Below are 18,796 nucleotides of genomic sequence, written 5' to 3' on the forward strand. Positions count from 1 at the left end.
GACAACGCGGGGAAACCGGAGCGTTCCTGCCGCCGGACCGATCCGATGGCCATAAGAATTTCCCTATATTCTCTATAGAGGGATATGTATTGGATTAAAAAAAATACAAGTGATATAGTAATGCCATAGAAAGTTATAGAACTCAGGCGGGAAAACAAACGAAATTTGTGTATCCTGCATAATGAGAAACGGAGGGAATATATGGAAATCAAGAAGACAGCCATGGCCGGCACACTGGAATCCAGTGACGCCCAGGTAACCGTGGAGCCGGGCGAAGGAAAGATCGAGCTCACGATCGAGAGCAGCGTGATCCACCAGTACGGCAGACAGATCCGGAAAGTCACACTGGAGACCCTGGAGCGTCTCGGCGTGGACAGTGCAAAGGTCACGATCTTTGACAAAGGAGCGCTCGACTGTACATTAAAGGCGAGAGTGGAGTGTGCGGTCTACCGTTCCAACGGCATCACCGAAAATCTTCCGTGGGGAGGTGTCATCCGATAATGCATCCGAATAAAAAACGCTTAAGAAGATCCATGATGTTTTTAAATTGCCAGAAACCGGGTCTCATCAAGGATCCGTACATCTACAAACCGGATTCCATCATGTTAGACCTCGAGGACGCGGTCGCGGAGAACCAGAAGGACGCAGCGAGATATTCCTTATATCATGCGCTTCAGGAGATCGATTACCGCGGCGTAGAGCGGGTCGTCCGGATCAATGGTCTTGACACTCCGCACTGGAAAGAAGATATCCGCGTCTGTGTCGCGGGCGGAGCCGACACGATCCGTATTGCTAAGACAGAGACGGCGCAGGATGTAAAGATCGTGGAGGAACATGTCCTCGCTGCGGAGCGGGAGTTTGGACGCCCGGAGGGAAGTACGCTTTTAATGGCAGCCTTAGAGTCCTGTAAAGGCGTCTTAAATGCCCTGGAGGTATGCCAGTCCTCCGACCGTCTCATCGGGATCGCCTTATCCGGCGGTGACTACACGAAAGATCTCCAGACGACGATCACCGGAACCGGCGTGGAGCTCATGGGTGCGAGACAGCACATGATCATGGCTGCGAGAGCGGCAGGCGTCCAGTGCTGGGATACCGTGTTCACGAATCTTGACGATATGGAAGGTTTCGAGAACGAGACGCGGATGATCAAGATGATGGGATTTGACGGAAAGTCCCTCGTCAACCCGAGACAGATCGCGATCGTTCACAAGGTCTTTACTCCGTCCGAGAAGGAGATCGTTTTCGCGGAGAAAGTAGTCCGTGAGATCGATGACAAGAAGGCAAAGGGAATCGGTGTCTTCACGGTTGACGGAAAGATGATCGACATCGCCTTCTACGACGGTGCAAAGAGAACACTCGCCATGGCGAAAGCAGCAGGCGTTTATAAGGGGGATTTATAAGATGATCAATGCAGTTGGAAGAGAAATTCCCGAAGAGATCTTAAAAGCGACAGGCAAAGAGGCCTTCAAGGGCGTCTATGCCTATGACGATTATGAATATAAAAAGGCGGCTCCGACCGTCCGGACGTTAAATGACCCGACCCGGAGCAAGCTCGTTGAGAACATTCACGATGCGCTCGTGAAATGCGGCATCAAAGACGGAATGGTCCTTTCCTTCCATCACCACTTCAGGGAAGGCGACTATGTGGTGAACATGGTCATGGAAGAGGTCCACAGGATGGGAATCAAGGATATCACGATCTGCGCAAGCTCTTTAGGAAAGGCACATGATCCGATCGTCCCGTACATTGAGGACGGCACAATCACTGGAATCCAGTCATCCGGCGTCCGCGGAAAGATCGGGGAAGCGATCTCCACAGGACGGTTAAAGAACCTCGCGATCATGCGTTCCCACGGCGGACGTGTCCGTGCGATCGAGTCCGGTGAGGTCCATATCGACATCGCCTTCATCGGTGCACCGACCTGTGATGAGTATGGAAACATGAGAGCAAACGGCGGAAAGAGCGACTGCGGCGTTTTATCCTACGCGATGGTGGACGCCCAATATGCGGACAAGGTCGTTGCCGTGACAGACTGTCTCGTTCCGTTCCCGAACCTCCCGGCGAGCATCTCCATGGTGAACGTGGATTATGTGTGCGTCGTCGATGAGATCGGAAATCCGGCAAAGATCGCGACCGGCGCTGCAAAGCCGACGACCGATGTGAGAAAGATCATGATGGCAGACTACTGCACAAAGTTTGTGGTCAACACCCCATACTTTAAGGAAGGTTTCTCCTACCAGACAGGTGTCGGCGGAGCTTCCATCGCCTCCACGATCTCCCTTGGAAAGATCATGGAAGAGAGAGGCATCCACATGGAACTTGGTCTCGGCGGAATCACCACTCCGATGTGTGATCTGTTGGCGAAAGGTCTCGTAAACAAGCTCGTTGATACCCAGGATTTCGATCAGGGCGCTGTCGAGTCCATCAAGACAAATCCGAACCACTTCGAGATCTCCGCGTCCGAGTACGCAAATCCGTTCAACAAGGGTGCTTATGTCAACAAGCTGGATTTCGTGATCCTTGCATCTCTTGAGGTTGACGTAAACTTTAACTGTAACGTCGTTGTCGGTTCCGACGGCATGATCACAGGTGCTCAGGGCGGACATCCGGACACGGCAGCAGGAGCGAAGTGCACGATCGTGATCGCTCCGCTCTTACAGGGCAGGATCCCGGCGATCTGCACGAATGTGACGACCGTCACGACCCCGGGCGAGTCCGTCGACGTTGTCATCACAGACTACGGAATCGCGATCAACCCGAGAAGGCAGGATCTCATCGAGTGCATGAAAGACGTTGACCTTCCGTTCTGTACGATCGAAGAGCTCCGCGACAAGGCGTACGCCATGGTCGGAACTCCGGATCCGGTACAGTTTGACGACCGCGTAGTCGGCGTGATCGAGGCCCGCGACGGCACCATCATCGATGTGGTCAGAAAGATCAAAGACTATGAATTTGACGATGAACAGTAATCTGCCCGTCCCGGTGCTGCGAAAACAGTTTCCCCAGACATGTTTTCGCAGCGTATACCCCCTTGATAAAGGAGAATTTGAGTATGTCTGAAATTCCCGATGATCCTCGGTGTGATCCTCGTCCTTTCCGGATACTACACCTGGGACAACTTTGCAAAGCTCATCAAGAGCGGCTTTTCCAGCACCGGCCCGACAGCGGCACTGTTCGTATTCAGCGTCCTGTACTTCGGGATCATGACAGATGCCGGAATGTTTGATGTCATCATCAACAATCATGCGGGTCCGGCACTGACCATGTGTTCGACTCTGATGGCGGCGGCTGTCCTCATGGGCGTCCTTGTAAAAGAGGTCGAAGGGACCACGAGCGTCATCACCTGCATGTCCGGACTGATCAGTACCTTCCTCCCGGCAGTCCTCGGCCGTCATCTGCCGCTCGCACTCGCGTTCGACACCGACAGCTACTTCTACGGAATGCTTCCGGTCATGATCGGCATCGGAGAGGGCTTCGGGATCCCGGCGCTCCCGATCGCCGCAGCGATGGCAGTCTGCAGAAACTGCGCGACCTTCATCAGCCCGATGGTACCGGCAACACTCCTCGGAGTCGGCCTTGCGGATGTGGACATCAACCAGCACATCAAGAGCAACTTCTTGTGGGTATGGGGATTCTCCTTTATCTGCATGATCGCCGCGATCCTGTTTGGGATCATTCCGGTGTAGGAATATTTGTAAATTCGACAATTTCTTTTAAAATTCAGATAGAACCCCATAGGAAAAGTCCCGGAGATCAATGACTTGGTTTTCGGGACTTTTTCTGATGACAGATCCGGGCTATCCGCATAAAACAGGAAGAAGAGAAGAAGTGATGGAATATGAAAATTTTTACAGAAGGACAAAAAGCAAGAAATCATACGAGAATAAAAAGAACGTCAGAAAATGATCTGAATAAATGAAAGTAAAAACTATAAAAACGCAATAATTATCAATAATTCAGATAAAATACGCACTTTTGCTTGACAGAAATGTAAATACGGCATATACTTTTGGTAAAGAAAAAGAAAACACGGAATATAATCCGTGCTTCTCTTTTATCTTGTGGTTATACGATTAACTTAAATCAGACCTTTGTTGTATCCCCGTGAATCAAGAGGCATTCAAAGTCTTTTCTCTCAAAAGGTTCGTCCTTGATCATGTGCATCAGAGTCTCAGCTGCATAATATCCCATATCATAAAGCGGGATATAGAGAGAAGAGATCTGAGGATACACATTTAACAGAAACGGAGACGACGCAAGGCAGATATGTTTGATGCGCTGAGGAATCTCAAAATTCTGCTCCAGGATACATCGCTGCATCAATAGTCCGAATCGCTGGTTTGATGTCAGGGCGATATCGAAAGTATTTTGAGCCAGATAGGAGGAGATTGGTTCCATAATCTCTGAATCAGGGCCGTTAGAGGTTGTGTCGCAGACGATTCGTTCAAAATCACAGGATGGATAAATGGTCCGGACTGCATGAATGATCAGGTCATATTTATTGTGAGGCTGGCGGCCGTTGATGGACCTCGTAAAATACCGGATGCGCTGAAAATTTTGCTCCCTGCAGAAACGGACACAGTCCTCAATGACATGCTCAAACGCCTTCCCCCCGGCAAGTCCGGAACCGGAGACACCGTTTTCACTGATGACGACATAGGGGATTTTATTTGCTTCCAGAGAGTCCGTATAGATTGTCTGTTTGTCAAAGACGATCAGGATCACTCCGGATATGATCCCGGAATAGTAATAGCGGACGATCTCCTCGTTTGCAGGATCCCGATGATCGCTTAACAGCGTGAGCGTATAACCGACACTGTCCAGATACTTTTTGATCCCATTCAGCGTATTGCCGAAACCGGAGTTTCCATAGTTGTTTCCGGGAAGAAGTCCGATGGAAAAACAATTTTTCTGACGGATATTCCTGGCAGAGGCATTCGGAAAATAGTTGAGACGTCTGGCAGTTTCCAAAATTTCCTGACGTTTTTCTTCACTAATCCGTTTCCCCGCAGTGTTATTGATCACATAGGAAACGGTTGCCTGAGAAACATGACAGGCGTTTGCGATATCTTTCGCAGTAACTTGTTGATTCTTTTTCATGATGAAATCCCTGTAGAGGCGGATACACCGCCTGTTTAATTTACGCGAACAACGAGCCAAAGTCCGCGCTTGCGCGAGGCCCTGGCGGCTGCCGCGATAACAAGTGGAAACTCGCGAAGCGTGTTTTCGCTTGTTAATTTAAGAAACGATCCGAAGTTTGACCCCTGATCATAAAAGCGACAACTAACTTTATCATAAATTTCTTTTTTTATCAATGGTTAAACGTATAAACGACTGACCGAAAGTACGAAAACGTTATGGGGCAGACTGATCGCCGGTCTGAAGATATAAAAGCCAAAAACAAGTAAGTCGAAAAAGGAGAGAGCGTATGAAAAAACAAATGACACGAATGGCAGCATTAGTAATGACAGCCTGTCTGTTTACCGGTTGCGCGGGGCAGTCCGGTCAGCCTGCCGGAGACGGCGGATCCGGTACCAATGGGACCTCACAGGCGCAGGAGAGCGAACAGCCGATCGAAAGGAAAGAATATACGGTTGTGTATGCTGCCGAACTCGCCCATATCAACTACCTGAAATCATCGCTGAGTACCTGTACGAGATTCACAGAGAACTACGTGGATGCCCTGGTGGATTTCGACAAATATGGAGTTACGATTCCGTGTCTGGCGGAGAGCTGGGAGGTATCCGACGATGGGCTGACCTACACGTTCCATTTACGAGATGGAGTAAACTGGTATACAAGCGATAAAAAGGTTTATGCACCGGTTACGGCACAGGATTTTGTGGATGCGGCAAAATGGCTCTTAACAAAGGACAATGCGTCTACAACGGCCAATATCTTTTATAATGTCATCGCAAATGCAGAAGATTATTTTAACGGAGATATCACGGATTTTGATCAGGTCGGCATTCATGCCATTGACGAGCATACACTGGAATATACACTTGTGAAACCGACTCCATATTTCCTGAAGATGACCGCGTACAGCTGCTTCCTCCCGGCGAACGGCAAGTTCTTAGAAGAGTGCGGGGAGTCCTTCGGAACAGGTGCCGAGACGGTTTTAAGCTGCGGCGCATACATCCTCACAACATTTGAGCCGGAGAACCGCAGAGTCCTTGAGATGAACGAGGATTACTGGGATAAGGATGAGATTTACATTTCCAGGATCAACTACAACTACAATAAAGAGGCAAAGACTCTGGCACCGGAACTTTTCTTAAGAGGCGAGGTATCTGAGGCTGATATCCCGGCAGAGATCTTAGATGAGTGGATCAACGATGATACCAGAAAGAACATGCTGATCGAAAAACCATCCAGCACAAGCAGCAACTTCCTGGGATTCAACTTTGAACCGCTTTACGAGGAGGAGTATGATCCGGATAACTGGAGCAAGGCAGTCAACAACGAAAACTTCCGTAAGTCCATCTACTACGCAGTGGACCGTGAAGCGGCGGTGATGACAAGCTATCCGTATGGATACGAAGAACAGATGTTAAATACCATCACGACAAAGAATTTCGTAAATGTGGACGGGGTTGATTACACGGAACTTGAACCGTTAAAGGAGATCACGAACACGGATCAGTTCCAGGAAGATAAGGCTCTTGAATATAAGGAAAAGGCGCTTGAAGAACTCCAGGGAACCGTGACATTCCCGGTAACAATTGTCATGCCGTACAATACAAGCACACTTGCATTGACAAACCGGGTTCAAGTCGAAAAACAGCAGCTGGAAAATCTTCTTGGAAGTGATTATATCAGTATTGAGCTGGTTCCGTACCCGCCGACCAACTACCTGAAGGAATCCAGAAGCTCCGGCAAATTCTCTCTCATGGAAATGGGCTGGGGACCGGACTATGCAGATCCAGCAGGATATACAGAGGTTATGACAAGCAATACTTCGATCGGGACAAAGTACAGCAGACCGTATCTGGCAGAAGATTTAAAGGATGCCGACGGAAACAGCATTTATGAGAACATGATCAAAGAAGCAAAAATTGAGACAACTGATATCGGAAAACGTTATGAACTCTTTGCTGAGGCAGAGGCATATCTGATCGAACATGCTCTGGTAATCCCGCTTTACGCATCCGGCGGAGGATACCGCGCAACTTACCTGGATCCGTTCTCTGCACACTGCACACAGTTCGGCAGAAACCTTGATAAGTACAAAGGGGCAAAGGTTCTTGATCAGCCGATGAGCCAGGAAGAATATAAAGCGGCAGAGGCCCAGTATCAGGAAGAGAGGATCGCAGCTTTAAAAAATCAGTAAAACCTGAATACGCAGAATGCAAAGAACGGAGGAATGGTGTATGAAGAAAACAATGTTGAGAATCGTAAATACGGCATGTGCCATCTCTCTGCTCATGGGGCTTGCAGGATGTCAGAAATCTGACACTCCGTCCCAGGGCAGTGGATCCCAGGGAACTCAGGAAGCTCAGGAAGAGAAGAAAGAAAAGACTCTGACGGAGTATTCCACCGTGTATACGTCTGAAATTGATTCCGTGAATTACTTAAAAAGCACAAACAGCGACGGCATCGCTTTGTTCTACAGCATTATGGACGGACTGATCGAATTTGATCGGTTCGGAGAGATGATCCCATGCATTGCAACGGACTGGACGGTTTCTGATGATGAACTGACTTACACGTTCCATCTCCGTGATGATGTAAAATGGTATGACTGGAAAGGAAATGCAGTCGGAACCGTAAAGGCGCAGAACTTTGTGGACGGCATCAAATGGATTTTGAATCCGGATCATGCGTCCAGCAACAGTAAAACGGTTTATGATGTCATCAAAAACGCGAAAGAGTTCTACGAAGGAGATATTACTGATTTTTCCCAGGTCGGAGTCAAGGCAATCGACGATACAACGGTGGAGTATACCTTATATCAGCCGACTCCGTACTTTATCAAAGAACTCTCCTTCCCGTGTTTCTTCCCGGTTGACGGAGACTTCCTTGAAGAACAGGGGGAAATGTTCGGTCTTGACAAAGAGTCGATCCTGTATTGCGGCGCTTACCTCCTGACCAGTTATGAACCGCAGAGCGAGCGTGTCCTTGAGGCAAACCCGGATTATTGGAATTACGATGTGATTTCCATCGGCCGCCTCAACTATAAATATAATTCCGAGGCAAACTCCATCGGTGCAGAGTTATTCACCCGCGGAGAGATCAATGATTTCCTGCTTCCGGGTAGTATTCTCGATGAGTGGATGGAAGATCCGGAAAAGAAAGAGATGATTCGTCCGAACAACCTGACAAACATGTCTTACTTTATCGGCTTCAACTTTGATCCGAATTACGATGAAACTTATAAGCCGGAAGACTGGAAAATCGCAGTCAATAATGAGAACTTCAGACAATCGATTTTCCATGGATTCGATCGTGAAGCCGCAATCCTGACGGTTGAACCGTATAATCCAAAAGGGAAACTGTTAAATACCTTTACAAGAAGAAATCTTGTTCAGGCAGACGGTGTGGATTATACCATGATGGGCGGACTGGTTACCTACACAGAGGGAGATTCTTTTGATCCCGACAAGGCGCTCGAATATAAGGAAAAGGCCATGGCGGAGTTAGAGGGACAGGTGACATTCCCGATCCCGATCCTTGTTCCGTTCAGCACCGCAAAAGTTGATACCGCAAACCGTATGCAGGTTATGGAGCAGCAGCTCGAGAAACTTCTCGGAACGGATTATATTGATATCGTTCTGGAATCTCATCCGTCTACAGGCTTCACAAAACAGGTTCGTACACCGGGTGCTTATTCCATGATGGAGATGGGCTGGGGACCTGACTTTGCGGATCCGCTCGGAATGATGAATCCGGTACATACAGGTTCTCTGGATGGTAAGTATATGCGTGTCAGCATGGCAAAAGATCTTCAGGATGAAAATGGCAGCAGTCTCTTTGAAGCGGCTTTAGATAAGGCGAATGCGGAGACAAAAGATTTGAAAAAGAGATATGAGCTGTTTGCAGATGCAGAATGCATGCTTCTCAATAAAGCAATCCTGATCCCGTTCTATACATCAGGCGGCGGATACCGTGCTTCCTACCTGGATCCATTCTCCGGCTATACCAGCCAGATGGGACGAAATGCGGCGATCAAGTTAAAAGGAGCTGTGATCATGGATAAACCGATGGGAATGTCGGAGTATGAGGCAGCAGAAGAGCAGTATGAAAAAGACAGAGCGGAAAGGATGAAGAAGTAGATGGCAAAATACATCTGTAAACGAATTCTCCAGTCCCTCGTGACGTTGGTTGTTGTAGCAACTGTAGTATTCTTACTCCTCCGGCTTATGCCGGAGGAAGGATACTTCGCCGAGGGATATGATAAAATGGACGAAGTACAGATCGAAGCGGCCCTGACTGAGATGGGACTTCGGGATCCGCTGCCGGTACAGCTGAAAAATTTCTTTGTCGGGCTTATGCATAGGGATCTTGGCAAATCGATCGTTTTCCGTCCGAAGGTTCCGATCACAAAGATCATTGGACCGAAAGTTCCGTATTCCGTATATTTTGGACTTGCATCCATTGTGATTTCTCTCGTTGTCGGAATTCCTCTCGGAATGATGATGGCAAGGTTTAAGGGCAGGTTTTTTGATCATCTCGGGACAGGATATGTAGTGCTCATCAAGGCAGTTCCTGCTGCCGTTTATTATCTCTTCCTTCAGCTTTACGTATCGGGAGCGTTTCATGTACCGATGCTGTTTGATGAGAGAAAACCGGTGAGCTGGATCCTGCCGGCGATCTGTATGTCCCTGGGCGGCACAGCGACTTATGCAATGTGGATCCGCCGCTACATGGTCGACGAACTGAATAAAGATTATATCAAGCTTGCAAGAGCCAAAGGACTAAAAAATTCCCTTGTGATGTCCAGACATGTCATCCGGAATGCCTTTGTCCCGATGGCGCAGCAGCTTCCGACACAGATGCTGATGACAATCTCCGGATCCATCTATGTAGAATCTCTGTTCTCGATTCCGGGAATGGGCGGTCTTCTGGTTTCCGCGATCCAGAGACAGGATAATACCCTGGTACAGGCGCTTGTTCTGATCTATTCCTGCGTCGGAATCATGGGATTGTTCTTAGGAGATCTTCTGATGGCCCTTTGTGATCCGAGAATCAAGCTTGGAAAGAAAGGCGGTGGAAGATAATGGGAGCAAAGAAAAAAATCGATGCGCTGGAACAGGACGTGGGAAAGATCACCCAGGACATGTTCGAATTTGCAGAATATGATGCAGAAGCAGCGGAAAGAACCGGTTACTCCAACTACTCATACTGGGCTTCCACCTGGAGAGTATTTACGAAAAACAGGGTGGCAATGTTTTTCCTCGTGCTTCTGATCGGACTGATGACATTTACCTTCATCCAGCCGTACCTCCCGTCCCAGAAGGACCCGATCGAAGTTTATATCAACCAGGAGACAGGAAAGCAGGACAGAAATCAGGCGCCTGGCAGTGAATACTGGTTCGGTACCAATTCCATCGGACAGGATTTGTGGGCGAGAATCTGGAGCGGGACAAGAACCTCTCTCTTTATTGGCCTTGCAGTCGGTTTATGGGATGCATTTATGGGGATTCTGATCGGTTCTCTCTGGGGATATGTAAGAAAGCTGGATCCGCTCATAACGGAAGTGTATAACGTCGTACATAACATTCCCAGTTCGATCATTCTGATCCTGGCATCTTATCTGTTAAAGCCGAGTGTCAGCACAATCATTCTTGCAATGTGTCTTACCGGATGGCTTCCGACGGCGCGATTCATCCGCAACCAGATCGTTATTATCCGTGACCGGGAATTTAACCTTGCCTCCCGATGTCTTGGAACTCCGACCGGCCGCGTGATCACAAAGAACCTCCTTCCACAGGTGGTATCTGTCATTATGATGCGTGTTGCATTAGCGATTCCGTTAGCGATCGGACAGGAAGTATTCCTTACCTATATCGGTCTCGGACTTCCGTTAAGTGTTCCATCCCTTGGAAACCTGATCAATGAAGGCCGTATCGTTATGATGAGCCCGTCCCTGCGCTATCAGCTGATCTTCCCATCGATCATTCTTTCCATGATCACGATCTCCTTCTATGTGATGGGAAATTCCTTTGCTGACGCGGCTGATCCGCGAAATCACGTCTAGGGAGGGAAAGGATATGTTTGATTACAAAAACGCCGAAAAGATCTTGGACGCCCAGGATGTAAGAGTTAAATTCAACCTGAGAGGAAAGACACTGACTGCGATCCGCGGCATTTCCATGGAACTCTACAAAGGAGAAAGCCTTGCGATCGTAGGAGAGTCCGGATCCGGTAAATCCGTATTTACAAAGACTTTTATGGGTCTTCTTGATCAGAATGGCTGGATCGATTCCGGCTCCATTCTGTATTCCGGCGGGACATTCCGCAATCACCCGGCAGACCTGGCCGGATATAAGACAGAAAAAGAATGGCTCGGAATCCGCGGAAAAGAGATCGCTATGGTTTTTCAGGATCCGATGACAAGCTTAAATCCGTTAAAGACGGTTGGAAAGCAGATCCAGGAAACGGTAGAACTTCACCAGGGGTTGAGAGGAAACGCTGCGAAAGAAAAGACCATCGAAATTTTAAAGGATGTCGGAATTACAATGCCGGAGAGACGATACAAACAGTATCCGCATGAATTTTCCGGCGGTATGCGCCAGAGAGTTGTCATCGCAATCGCGGTGGCGTGCAATCCGGAAGTCCTGATCTGCGATGAGCCGACAACGGCATTGGATGTAACGATCCAGGCACAGATTTTAAAACTTCTCCACGAGCTGCAGGAAAAGTACAGCCTGACTATCATCTATATTACCCATGATCTGGGTGTTGTTGCGAATGTTGCGGACCGGATCGCAGTGATGTATGCGGGAGATATCGTAGAAGTCGGCTTATGTGAAGAGATTTTCTACAATGCAAAACACCCGTATACCTGGGCGCTGCTGTCATCCCTGCCGCAGCTCGGCATTAAAGGTCAGCCGTTATATTCCATCAAGGGCACGCCGCCGAACCTCTTCAATGAGATCAAGGGAGATGCGTTTGCCCCGAGAAATCCGCATGCGTTAAAGATCGATTTTGAGATCCGGCCGCCGTATTTCGAGGTCAGTCCGACTCACAAGGCAAAAACATGGCTGCTCGACCCGAGAGCACCGAAGATCGATCCGCCGCCGCTTGTAAGGCGCATGTTCGAAAAATGGAAAGGAGGCGAGGTCCTTGAGCAGAAAGAAGCTTCTGGAAGTTAAAAATCTGGACGTAGTATTCGGCTCCGGCAAAAAGGAATTTAAAGCCATCGACAATGTCAGCTTTGACATTTATGAAGGTGAGACGTTAGGCCTTGTCGGTGAATCCGGCTCCGGAAAGACTACGATTGGCCGCGCGATTATCCGTATCAATGAGGCTGCCGGCGGAGAGATTTTGTACGACGGAGAACGAATCAGCGGAAAGATCAGTGAGGAGATGGACCGGAAAGTCATCGAAAACATTCAGATGATCTTCCAGGATCCGATGGCTTCTTTAAATGAGCGCGCGAAAGTTGATTATATTGTTTCGGAAGGTCTTTATAATCTGCATAAATTTAAAGATGAAACAGAGCGAAAGAAGATCGTCGCGGAAGCACTTTTGGAGGTAGGACTGCTTCCCGAATTTGCGAGCCGTTTCCCTCATGAGTTCTCAGGAGGACAGCGCCAGAGGATCGGGATCGCGAGAGCTTTAGTCATGGAACCGAAACTGATCATTGCGGACGAACCGATCTCTGCTCTGGATGTCTCTATCCGCGCACAGGTGTTAAACCTTTTAATGGACCTTCAGCAGAAAAAGGGCTTCACGTATCTTTTTATCGCTCATGATCTGTCGATCGTGCGGTTTATTTCTGATCGTGTAGCCGTCATCCACAAAGGAAAAATCGTAGAGCTCGCGGAAACCGAAAAACTTTACAGTCATCCGCTTCATCCGTATACGAAAGCACTGTTGTCTGCAATCCCGCAGCCCGACCCGATCACAGAGAGGACGCGCACGGTGGAAGTGTACGATCCGTCCTGTCATCATTACGAGACGGATAAGCCGGAATGGGTGGAGATGGAGACAGGGCATTATGTTCTCGCAAACAAAGAGGAACAGGAAAAATACAGAGAAAGGCTGGGTAAATCATGAAGGTATCGATAACAAAAGAAATTCAGGGTAAATATGACGCGCTGATCATTCCGTTTATGAGGGACACAGCACTCAAAACCTCTCTTTCCGGTCTTGATCCGGTCGCTTCGGATGCAATCCGGAGTGCTCTGCAGAATGAAAAATTAAAGGCTGTTTACGGAAGCCAGTATTCCATGAACCTGTTTGTCGGGGAAAAATTTTTAAAGATCGTACTTGTATATCTTGGCGGTGAGTCGAACACAAACCGGGAAAGCTTTCTTGCCATGGCAAAGGCGTTCAAGAGCTGTAAGGAATCAAAAACTCCGGTGATCGGCGTCCTTTTTGACAATGTCCCTGAACTGGGGGACCGCCCGGATCTGGCAGAAAAATTTGCGGAGCTTCCGCACCTTGTGGCATATGAGTTTCATGCATATAAGACAGCACCGATCTCCAATTGTATGGAGGAGACCGTGATCGTCTCAAAGATTGACGGGATGGAGGAGATCGCAGATGAGGCGGCATGTGTTGCGGAGAGCACAATGTTCGCGAGAGATCTGGTCAATCATCCGTCCATGTATATGACGCCGCAGAAGCTGGTTGAGACAGTAACGGGGCGGTTTGCAAAGGAAGGACTTCCGATCGAAGTGGAGGCTTTTGGCGAAGATCAGGCAAAAGAACTCAGAATGGGGGCGTTTCTTTCCGTAGCAAAAGGTGCTGCCGCAAAACCCCAGGTCCTCGTCATGCGCTATCACGGCGGCGGAGAAGAGAAACCGATCGGTCTGATCGGGAAAGGCGTCATGTTTGACAGCGGCGGATACAGCTTAAAATCCAAGATGGCTACGATGCATGATGACATGGGAGGTGCTGCCGCAGTTATTGGTGCAATCCGCGCCATTGCGGTCCGGAAACTCCCGGTGAATATCGTAGCAATCGTTGCAGCCTGCGAAAACATGGTATCCGGTGAAGCGTATGTTCCGGGAGATATCCTGTTTTCCATGAACGGAAAAACGATCGAGATGCTGAATGCGGACGCCGAAGGCCGTTTGACTTTGGTGGATGCGATCACTTACGCGATCCGAAAGGAAAATGCGGGAACGATCATTGATATTGCAACTTTGACAGGCGCTGCGAAGGGCGCAGTCGGTGGAAGAAGTGCCGCAGTTATTGCAAATGATGATGCATTGTTTGAGAAAGTCAGACAGGCGTCGGTAAGTTCCTGCGAGAAAGTGTGGAGACTTCCGGCAGACAGGGAACTCTTTGACATTCTGCGTTCTGAAGTGGCAGATTTAAAGAGCAGTTGTCCGGGAAATACCATGGGAGGAGGAACGATCGTTGCAGCGCTTTTCATCCAGGAATTCACTGAGAACCACTCGTGGTGTCATATTGATATGGCTCCGGTCAATTGGCTTGCGGATGGAAATGCGTATTGCGTCCATGGAGGTTCCGGATATGGTGTAAGCCTGTTGTACGAAACCGTCAAGATCGCGTCACAAAAGTAATAAATAAGATCCATAAAAAAATGAACCGTCCTGTATTTGCCGGAATTTGGCAATTCAGGGCGGTTTGTTGACATTATGAATCATTTATGATAAGTTAGCTTAAACTAACATATAAAATTAAGGGGATTGCAAAATGTTGGAATATTATGAAATTCTAAAAAAATCCTACCTGTTTTCGGGAGTTGATAGGAGTGCTCTGGAGCACATATTACGATGTATGGAAGCTCACGTCTGCAGCTATGGAAAAGGAGAGATCATTTATCACTATGGGGAAAGAATCTCGTGGGCAGAGATTGTTCTGGATGGAAAAGTGGCCCTGGTGGCACCGGGAAAAGACGGGGAGGAGTCCCATATCCGGCTCGTTGGACCGTCGGAGTCTTTCGGCTGTTCCAATTCCTGCCTGGCAGAACAACCGGCGCTTATGATGGTTATGGCAAAAAAGAAAACGAAGCTCCTGTTTGTAAATCTTTCAAAACTTTTTCGCAGAGAAGCGTTGGGCTGTGCTTATGCGGGTCTGGTTACCGTAAACCTTTTAAAACAGACTGCAGCAGAAAACTTGACCCAGAGTCGCAGAATCCATATCATGAGCCAGAAATCGATCCGCGACAAACTAAAGCTTATGCTGGCACAGTTTTCCACAGATGGAAAAAGTGCCGTGCTTTCGATGAATCGGCAGGAACTTGCGGATTATCTGGGGGTAGAGCGCAGCGCACTGTCCCGCGAGATGGCGCGCATGAAAAAAGAGGGACTGATCGATTACCGGAAAAATGAGATCACGATCCTTTATCAAACAGCATAAAAAGTCCGCAGGAATGTGTGCAGATCCGATCATCGGTGCAGACATCCTGCGGACTTTTTATATTTCGGGGACGTTTGACAGGAATTTCCTGATATACCGTCGTGCGAAACGTAGGGAAGCAGCGGGCGGGAATGCAGCTGGGAATATATTCTTAAAAAAGATAGATTCCGTTGCAGATGCAACTGATTTTTGAAGCAAGTTAGTCTATACTACCCGAAGGTTAGATATAGCTAACCAAATTAGGAGGAGTTATGATGAGACATAATAAATGGACAAGTGCAGCAGTGATCCTTGCTGCATCCCTGGCAATTTCCGCATGCGGAAGCAACGCAGGAGCAAAAGAGACAACGGCAGCAGAAAACGTACAGACTCAGGCTGCAGAGACAGAGAGCAGTGCGGCAGCCGGCACGGAAGCAGCAGACACGGAACAGGCGGACGCAGAAGGGACCCATGAGGTGGTCGACCACGCAGGCAATCATGTTCAGGTCCCGAATGAGATCCACCGCGTCGTGATCGACCAGATTCCGATCCTTTCCACGTACATGGCATATTTTGAAGGTTCCGCGCCGAATATCGTCGGCTACTGCGGATCATTCAAGGACACAATCTCCGAGACGGTACTGAAAAACATCGCCCCGGAACTTATGGAGTCATCCGAGACCGTGTATGCGCAGTCGGACTTGAATATTGAGGAGATCATGAAGCTTCAGCCGGATGTAATCCTCTACAATGCAAACAACAAAGAACACGCGAAAGTCCTGGAATCAAGCGGGATCCCGGCGGTCGCTTTCGCAACAGTAGGTTCCGACAGTCCGGCTGATCCGCTGGAGCGCTACAAACAGTGGCTTTCCCTTTTGGAAGACGTGTTCGGGGAAGACGGAAAGATGGATGCCTTTTTTGAAAAAGGGGATGCGATCGTTGCTGATGTGGAAGGACGGATCGCCAAAATCCCGGAGGATGAGCGGCCGACAGCCATGATCTTATATAAAGTCAACGACGGCGTTCCGCAGGTAGCCGGAAAAGGAATTTTCGGTGATTACTGGCTCCAGCATCTCGGCGTCAAAAACGTGGCAGAAGAGGCGCAGGGATTCGCGCAAGTAAGCTTTGAGCAGATCTATGACTGGAATCCGGAAGTCATGTTCGTGAACGGACCTGGACTCTTCAAGGTCACAGAGACGGATATTCTTGAAAATAAGATCGAAGGTGTGGATCTCTCGACGATCCAGGCTGTGAAAGACGGACGCGTCTATGACACGACACTCGGTATGTGGAACTGGTTTACACCGAATCCGGATGCCCCGCTTGTCCTCGCATGGCTGGCATGCAACACCTACCCGGAGCAGTTTGTAGATTATCCGCTCGAGGACACGATCCGCGATTACTACAAAGAGTGCTACGGATACGAGGTGACCGATGAGGAACTGGAGGAAATGATTCACTTACGATGAAAAATACGATCTGGATTCGAAACAATCATTTTACCCCGCTTGCGATGATCATAATGATCGTTCTTCCGCTTGCGACAGCGCTCATCTGCCTCTGCATCGGAAGAATGAATCTCTCGGTTGGTGATGTCGCGGATACACTGATCCGGGTGTTTCTTCGCGGAGACAGGAGCAGCCAGAATTATTCCATTGTTGTAAACCTGAGACTTCCGAGGATCCTGATGGCGGTGATCGTCGGCGCGGGTCTTACCTGTGCCGGCGACACGTTCCAGTCCCTGTTTTCCAATCCACTTGCGACTCCTGACATCTTAGGAGTCACAAGCGGGACCTGCGTGGGTGCGATCCTGGCGATCTTACTGTTGAAAGGAATTCTAGAGACACAGATCATTGCCCTGATCTTCGGTCTTGTCTCTGTCTGGGTGACGATCCGCCTCGCAGGCAATAAGGACGGACAATCGGTCGTATTTCTGGTCCTGTCCGGTGTGATCATTTCTTCACTTTTCAACGCGATCGGCTCTCTTTTAAAGTACACCGCAGATCCGTCGGATAAGCTGCCGGAGATCACCTACTGGCTCATGGGAAGCTTCACGAGCGCTTCCTATCAGAAGATCATGATTGGCTCCCCGCTGATCTTTGCCGGGATCATTATGATCTATCTGCTCCGCTGGAAGTTAAACATCCTTTCGCTGAGCGAAGATGAGGCGAGAGCCAGCGGGATCGACCTGAAAAAGACCAGACTTGCATTTATCCTGGCTACTACCGTGATCACGGCCTCCAGCGTGTCCATGTGCGGACAGGTTGGCTGGATCGGGCTTTTGATCCCGCACTGCGCAAGAATGCTCACAGGAAGCAACAACCGGTTTGTGATCCCAGTAAGCATCAGCCTCGGCGCCAGCTTCATGATCGTGATCGATACCTTATCACGGAGTATCAGTGTTATCGAACTGCCGCTTTCTGTTCTGACAGCCATCATCGGTGCACCGGTGTTCATCTCATTATTAAAGAAGAACAGGGGGACTCTCAAATGATCTTGGAAGTGAAAAACGGCTGTTTTGGATATCCGAAGCAGCCGGATCTCTTAAAAAATGCGAACCTCAGTCTGGAAGAGGGACGGATCCTTGCGATCCTCGGACCGAATGGTGTCGGAAAGACAACCATGTTGAAGTGCATGACCGGGCTTTTATCCTGGCGAAGCGGGGACAGCTTTTTATACGGGAAAAATGTCCGGGAACTCTCCTCAAAAGAGATCTGGTCCTCCCTATCCTATATTCCGCAGACCCACAGCTTTGCCTTTTCGTTTACCGGTCTTGAGATGGTAATGTTAGGGCGCAGCGCCCATCTGGGAACCTTTGAACAGCCGGGAAAGAAAGAGCTGGAGATGGCGGAGGAGATGATGGAGCGCATCGGCATTACGAGACTTGCGAAAAAAGACTGCAACCGGATGAGCGGCGGGGAACTGCAGATGGTCCTGATCGCAAGAGCGCTGATCAATGAGCCGAAGCTCATCATTCTCGATGAACCGGAGACCGGACTTGATTTCCACAACCAGATCCTGGTTCTGGATCTGATCGGACGGCTGGCGCATGAAGAGGGGATCTGTGCGGTCATGAACACGCATTATCCGACAAATGCACTCTCGATCTCGGACGACGCTTTCATGCTGAACCGGGAGAGCAGCTATATTTACGGAAACACGGAAGAGGTATTGACAGAGCAGAATATTTCCAGATCCTTTGACGTGAATGTGGTCGTCAATCAGGCTCGATTCGGAGACCGGATCGTAAAGAGCATTATTCCGGTGTCGATTACCGGGCAGAGCGCATAAAAAGGCAGAATTTCGGAATAGAAG

At 49.0% G+C, this 18,796-nt stretch carries 16 protein-coding genes; 15 read left to right on the plus strand and 1 reads right to left on the minus strand.

From position 1 onward, the window contains the following. Positions 1–201: 201 nt before the first annotated feature. The 4 genes from citD to FN001_RS08410 all read left to right on the plus strand — a co-directional run bounded on the left by citD (position 202) and on the right by FN001_RS08410 (position 3,687). Entirely contained in the window at positions 202–501 is a 300-nt protein-coding gene (citD, locus tag FN001_RS08395; protein WP_118321028.1) for a citrate lyase acyl carrier protein, read from the plus strand. Then, positions 501–1,400, plus strand: a complete 900-nt coding sequence (locus tag FN001_RS08400; protein WP_486463495.1) for an aldolase/citrate lyase family protein — start codon at positions 501–503, stop codon at positions 1,398–1,400. Before citD ends, FN001_RS08400 begins: the two co-directional genes overlap by 1 nt. Position 1,401: 1 nt before the next feature. After that, positions 1,402–2,970 carry a citrate lyase subunit alpha gene (gene citF / locus FN001_RS08405; protein ID WP_142411523.1) on the plus strand — a complete coding sequence of 523 codons (1,569 nt, stop codon included), beginning with the start codon at positions 1,402–1,404 and terminating at the stop codon, positions 2,968–2,970. Positions 2,971–3,069: 99 nt separating this feature from the next. Then, positions 3,070–3,687, plus strand: coding sequence for a citrate transporter (locus tag FN001_RS08410; RefSeq protein WP_243121977.1), 618 nt, complete (start codon positions 3,070–3,072; stop codon positions 3,685–3,687). Positions 3,688–4,084: 397 nt separating this feature from the next. Here FN001_RS08410 and FN001_RS08415 read toward each other — a convergent pair whose 3' ends face one another. Further along, positions 4,085–5,101, minus strand: coding sequence for a LacI family DNA-binding transcriptional regulator (locus FN001_RS08415; RefSeq protein ID WP_118532777.1), 1,017 nt, complete (start codon positions 5,099–5,101; stop codon positions 4,085–4,087). A gap of 328 nt (positions 5,102–5,429) precedes the next feature. Here FN001_RS08415 and FN001_RS08420 point away from each other — a divergent pair, with 328 nt between their 5' ends. The 11 genes from FN001_RS08420 to FN001_RS08470 all read left to right on the plus strand — a co-directional run bounded on the left by FN001_RS08420 (position 5,430) and on the right by FN001_RS08470 (position 18,772). After that, positions 5,430–7,334, plus strand: a complete 1,905-nt coding sequence (locus FN001_RS08420) for a peptide ABC transporter substrate-binding protein (RefSeq protein WP_207705622.1) — start codon at positions 5,430–5,432, stop codon at positions 7,332–7,334. Positions 7,335–7,374: 40 nt separating this feature from the next. Further along, the gene (locus FN001_RS08425; RefSeq protein WP_185911877.1) at positions 7,375–9,276 is read left to right on the plus strand and encodes a peptide ABC transporter substrate-binding protein; all 1,902 of its coding nucleotides are present in this window, start codon (positions 7,375–7,377) and stop codon (positions 9,274–9,276) included. Continuing rightward, positions 9,277–10,221: an ABC transporter permease gene (locus FN001_RS08430; protein WP_142411525.1), complete on the plus strand. Its 945-nt coding sequence runs from the start codon at positions 9,277–9,279 to the stop codon at positions 10,219–10,221. It abuts the gene before it with no gap. Beyond that, complete coding sequence (locus tag FN001_RS08435; RefSeq protein ID WP_142411526.1) at positions 10,221–11,201, plus strand: ABC transporter permease; 981 nt, start codon at positions 10,221–10,223, stop codon at positions 11,199–11,201. Before FN001_RS08430 ends, FN001_RS08435 begins: the two co-directional genes overlap by 1 nt. Positions 11,202–11,214: 13 nt before the next feature. Next, on the plus strand, positions 11,215–12,318 hold the full coding sequence (locus FN001_RS08440) for an ABC transporter ATP-binding protein (RefSeq protein WP_118532769.1): 1,104 nt from the start codon (positions 11,215–11,217) through the stop codon (positions 12,316–12,318). Then, a complete protein-coding gene (locus tag FN001_RS08445; RefSeq protein WP_118532767.1) occupies positions 12,290–13,225 on the plus strand; it encodes an ABC transporter ATP-binding protein in 936 nt (311 codons plus the stop codon). Before FN001_RS08440 ends, FN001_RS08445 begins: the two co-directional genes overlap by 29 nt. Next, positions 13,222–14,703, plus strand: coding sequence for a leucyl aminopeptidase family protein (locus FN001_RS08450; protein WP_142411527.1), 1,482 nt, complete (start codon positions 13,222–13,224; stop codon positions 14,701–14,703). Before FN001_RS08445 ends, FN001_RS08450 begins: the two co-directional genes overlap by 4 nt. Positions 14,704–14,920: 217 nt before the next feature. Then, positions 14,921–15,502 carry a Crp/Fnr family transcriptional regulator gene (locus FN001_RS08455; RefSeq protein WP_185911878.1) on the plus strand — a complete coding sequence of 194 codons (582 nt, stop codon included), beginning with the start codon at positions 14,921–14,923 and terminating at the stop codon, positions 15,500–15,502. Positions 15,503–15,753: 251 nt separating this feature from the next. Continuing rightward, a complete protein-coding gene (locus FN001_RS08460) occupies positions 15,754–16,950 on the plus strand; it encodes an ABC transporter substrate-binding protein (protein ID WP_142411529.1) in 1,197 nt (398 codons plus the stop codon). Then, on the plus strand, positions 16,947–17,975 hold the full coding sequence (locus FN001_RS08465; RefSeq protein ID WP_142411530.1) for a FecCD family ABC transporter permease: 1,029 nt from the start codon (positions 16,947–16,949) through the stop codon (positions 17,973–17,975). The genes FN001_RS08460 and FN001_RS08465 overlap by 4 nt, the downstream gene beginning before the upstream one ends. After that, entirely contained in the window at positions 17,972–18,772 is an 801-nt protein-coding gene (locus FN001_RS08470; protein WP_142411531.1) for an ABC transporter ATP-binding protein, read from the plus strand. The genes FN001_RS08465 and FN001_RS08470 overlap by 4 nt, the downstream gene beginning before the upstream one ends. Positions 18,773–18,796: the final 24 nt, after the last annotated feature.

Origin of the sequence: Clostridium sp. Marseille-P7770, from assembly GCF_902143525.1 — a bacterium.
Taxonomy (GTDB): Bacteria; Bacillota; Clostridia; order Lachnospirales; family Lachnospiraceae; genus Pilosibacter.

Excerpts from the sequence above, each read along its gene's own strand:
- citD (WP_118321028.1), top strand. The coding sequence starts at position 202 with ATGGAAATCAAGAAGACAGCCATGGCCGGCACACTGGAATCCAGTGAC.
- FN001_RS08470 (WP_142411531.1), top strand. The coding sequence starts at position 17,972 with ATGATCTTGGAAGTGAAAAACGGCTGTTTTGGATATCCGAAGCAGCCG.
- FN001_RS08455 (WP_185911878.1), top strand. The coding sequence starts at position 14,921 with ATGGAAGCTCACGTCTGCAGCTATGGAAAAGGAGAGATCATTTATCAC.
- FN001_RS08415 (WP_118532777.1), bottom strand. The coding sequence starts at position 5,101 with ATGAAAAAGAATCAACAAGTTACTGCGAAAGATATCGCAAACGCCTGT.
- FN001_RS08440 (WP_118532769.1), top strand. The coding sequence starts at position 11,215 with ATGTTTGATTACAAAAACGCCGAAAAGATCTTGGACGCCCAGGATGTA.
- FN001_RS08420 (WP_207705622.1), top strand. The coding sequence starts at position 5,430 with ATGAAAAAACAAATGACACGAATGGCAGCATTAGTAATGACAGCCTGT.
- FN001_RS08425 (WP_185911877.1), top strand. The coding sequence starts at position 7,375 with ATGAAGAAAACAATGTTGAGAATCGTAAATACGGCATGTGCCATCTCT.
- FN001_RS08400 (WP_486463495.1), top strand. The coding sequence starts at position 501 with ATGCATCCGAATAAAAAACGCTTAAGAAGATCCATGATGTTTTTAAAT.
- citF (WP_142411523.1), top strand. The coding sequence starts at position 1,402 with ATGATCAATGCAGTTGGAAGAGAAATTCCCGAAGAGATCTTAAAAGCG.
- FN001_RS08460 (WP_142411529.1), top strand. The coding sequence starts at position 15,754 with ATGATGAGACATAATAAATGGACAAGTGCAGCAGTGATCCTTGCTGCA.
- FN001_RS08450 (WP_142411527.1), top strand. The coding sequence starts at position 13,222 with ATGAAGGTATCGATAACAAAAGAAATTCAGGGTAAATATGACGCGCTG.
- FN001_RS08465 (WP_142411530.1), top strand. The coding sequence starts at position 16,947 with ATGAAAAATACGATCTGGATTCGAAACAATCATTTTACCCCGCTTGCG.
- FN001_RS08410 (WP_243121977.1), top strand. The coding sequence starts at position 3,070 with ATGATCCTCGGTGTGATCCTCGTCCTTTCCGGATACTACACCTGGGAC.
- FN001_RS08430 (WP_142411525.1), top strand. The coding sequence starts at position 9,277 with ATGGCAAAATACATCTGTAAACGAATTCTCCAGTCCCTCGTGACGTTG.
- FN001_RS08435 (WP_142411526.1), top strand. The coding sequence starts at position 10,221 with ATGGGAGCAAAGAAAAAAATCGATGCGCTGGAACAGGACGTGGGAAAG.